General features: G+C 60.4%; 4 protein-coding genes. 3 read left to right on the top strand and 1 reads right to left on the bottom strand.

All coding sequences use genetic code 11. The annotated features are described in order from the left end of the window. Positions 1-181 precede the first annotated feature (181 nt). Entirely contained in the window at positions 182-649 is a 468-nt protein-coding gene (locus DU29_RS0129025) for a TlpA disulfide reductase family protein (RefSeq protein WP_028624818.1), read from the bottom strand. A 114-nt stretch (positions 650-763) separates the two neighbouring features. Between DU29_RS0129025 and arsC the strand changes: the two genes are divergently transcribed. The 3 genes from arsC to DU29_RS0129010 are packed head-to-tail and all read left to right on the top strand — an operon-like array spanning position 764 to position 2,137. Next, complete coding sequence (gene arsC, locus DU29_RS0129020; protein WP_028624817.1) at positions 764-1,117, top strand: arsenate reductase (glutaredoxin); 354 nt, start codon at positions 764-766, stop codon at positions 1,115-1,117. Further along, complete coding sequence (gene wrbA, locus DU29_RS0129015; protein WP_028624816.1) at positions 1,114-1,710, top strand: NAD(P)H:quinone oxidoreductase; 597 nt, start codon at positions 1,114-1,116, stop codon at positions 1,708-1,710. The genes arsC and wrbA overlap by 4 nt, the downstream gene beginning before the upstream one ends. Position 1,711: 1 nt before the next feature. Next, positions 1,712-2,137, top strand: coding sequence for a DUF2069 domain-containing protein (locus DU29_RS0129010; protein ID WP_028624815.1), 426 nt, complete (start codon positions 1,712-1,714; stop codon positions 2,135-2,137). The last annotated feature ends 172 nt before the right edge of the window (positions 2,138-2,309 follow it).

Below are 2,309 nucleotides of genomic sequence, written 5' to 3'. Positions count from 1 at the left end.
GGCGAGGGGATTTATCCCCGTTGGATTGCGAAGCGATCCCCAAAAAAGGGACTGCTGCGCAGTCCAACGGGGATAAATCCCCTCGCCACAAGCCGCTCGCCACAACCCCCCTCGCCACATCCTAACCACATGTCATCCCCGTAGAAGCTGTCGAGCATTGGCGAGGCTGCGATCTTTGCCTCTAGTTTTTTGCCTGCAACGCCTTAAGTTTCGCCAACACCCCTGCCGCCGTCTGCTCACCCATCAACTGTTCACGCACCTTGCCCTTGTCATCAATGATGTAAGTCACCGGCAACGCCTCACTGCGTGGCAACTCGAATAGCTCCGCCGGATCCTGCGCCAGCACGGTAAACCTGATCCCCAGTTTCTCGCTGGCGTCTTTCAGTTCCTGACCTTGCACATTATCGAAATTGACCCCGAACACGCCGATGTCCTTGCTCTTGAGCTGATCGGCCAAAGCGTTCAATTCCGGAATCTCGGTCCGGCACGGTCCGCACCATTCGGCCCAGTAGTTGAGCACCAGCCACTGCTTGTCCAGACGCTCGGCCGCGACCTTCTGACCGTTCTGGTCGATGCCATAGTCATTGCCGCAGCCCCCCAGCATCAACGCTCCGATGATCGTCAATACCGCTGCCAGTCGTCTTGTCATGTCGTGATCCCAATGAAAAAAAGGAAACCGCCGCGACCCATTGCCTCCCAAGGTTCTGGATTACGCGTTGCACGGTTAGAATAGCCGCCACCTTACGCAAGATGCGACCCGCACATGACCGATCTGACGCTTTATCACAATCCGCGCTGCTCGAAATCCCGCGGTGCGCTCGAACTGCTGGAAGCCCGAGGCCTGAACCCGACCGTGGTGCGCTACCTGGAAACGCCGCTGCGTGAACAGCAGCTTCAGGCCCTGCTGAAAAAACTCGGCATCAGCGCTCGGCAGTTGCTGCGCACGGGCGAAGACGAATACAAAACCCTTAACCTCGCCGACACCAGCCTGAGCGAAGTGCAATTGATCGCAGCCATTGCTGCACACCCCAAGCTGATGGAGCGGCCGATTCTCGAAGTGGGCAACAAAGCCGTCATCGGCCGTCCGCCGGAAAACGTGCTGGAGTTGCTGCCGTGACTGCGCCGTACATTCTGGTTCTGTATTACAGCCGCAGCGGCTCGACCAATGAAATGGCCCGGCAAATCGCTCGCGGCGTCGAGCAGGCCGGCCTTGAAGCGCGCTTGCGCACCGTCCCGCCGATCTCTGCCGAATGCGAAGCGGTGTCGCCGGACATTCCTGACGAAGGCGCGTTGTATGCCAGCCTCGATGATCTGAAAAACTGCGCCGGCCTGGCCCTTGGCAGCCCGACCCGTTTCGGCAACATGGCAGCGCCACTGAAGTACTTCATCGATGGCACCAGCAACCTGTGGCTGACCGGCGCACTCGTCGGCAAACCGGCGGGTGTGTTCACCTCTACCGCGAGTTTGCATGGTGGCCAGGAATCGACGCTGCTGTCGATGATGTTGCCGTTGCTGCACCACGGCATGCTGATCACCGGCCTGCCCTACAGTGAATCGGCGCTGCTGGACACCCGCGGTGGCGGTACGCCGTATGGCGCCAGTCACCACGCTGGCGCTGACGGTAAAAGTGGCCTGGATGAACACGAAATGGCGCTGTGCCGGGCGTTGGGCATGCGGCTGGCGAAAACCGCGCAAAAGCTGGGGAACTGACGTGGCGAAAAAGCCGAAAATTCTGCCTCCCATCGAATGGCTCGAACCGCGCGTGCGGGCCATGCGCGTGATCGCGCTGCTGTGTTTCCTCGGCCTGGTAGGGTTGTTGTGCGTTTATTACCTGCTGATCGCCGACCTGCACGGCGCGCGGCCCTGGGTGATTCTGCTGATTGAACTGGTGCCGCTGCTGGTGCTCGCGCCGGGCATGCTGGGCGGAAGCGCGCGCGGACATTCGTGGATGTGTTTTGTGGTGAACCTGTATTTCATGAAAGGCGCACTGGCGGCATTCGACCCGAACCGGCAGCTGTTCGGCCTGCTGGAAATGGGCGCGAGCCTGGCGGTGTTCTGTTCGGCGCTGCTGTATGTGCGCTGGCGGTTTCAGCTCAATCGCAGGCTGGCGGGTGAAGGCGAGCCCTCGGTTGCCTGACAGATTGCAATCGCCAGCAGGCTAGCTCCCACAGGGGAATTGCGTACACCACAGATCCACTGTGGGAGCCAGCCTGCTGGCGATGGGCCTGGGTCGCGCTCGACCAACTCGGTCTTAATGATTGACGGTATACGCCAACATCATCGACAGCTGACTCATCGGCCGCCCGCCA

The organism is Pseudomonas sp. Ant30-3 (genome assembly GCF_000690905.1).
Taxonomy (GTDB): Bacteria; Pseudomonadota; Gammaproteobacteria; order Pseudomonadales; family Pseudomonadaceae; genus Aquipseudomonas.
This window is presented reverse-complemented; position numbering and strand designations above follow the sequence as displayed.

Bases quoted from the DNA above. Each gene is read 5' to 3' on its own strand.
- arsC (WP_028624817.1), top strand. From the start codon at position 764: ATGACCGATCTGACGCTTTATCACAATCCGCGCTGCTCGAAATCCCGC.
- DU29_RS0129025 (WP_028624818.1), bottom strand. From the start codon at position 649: ATGACAAGACGACTGGCAGCGGTATTGACGATCATCGGAGCGTTGATG.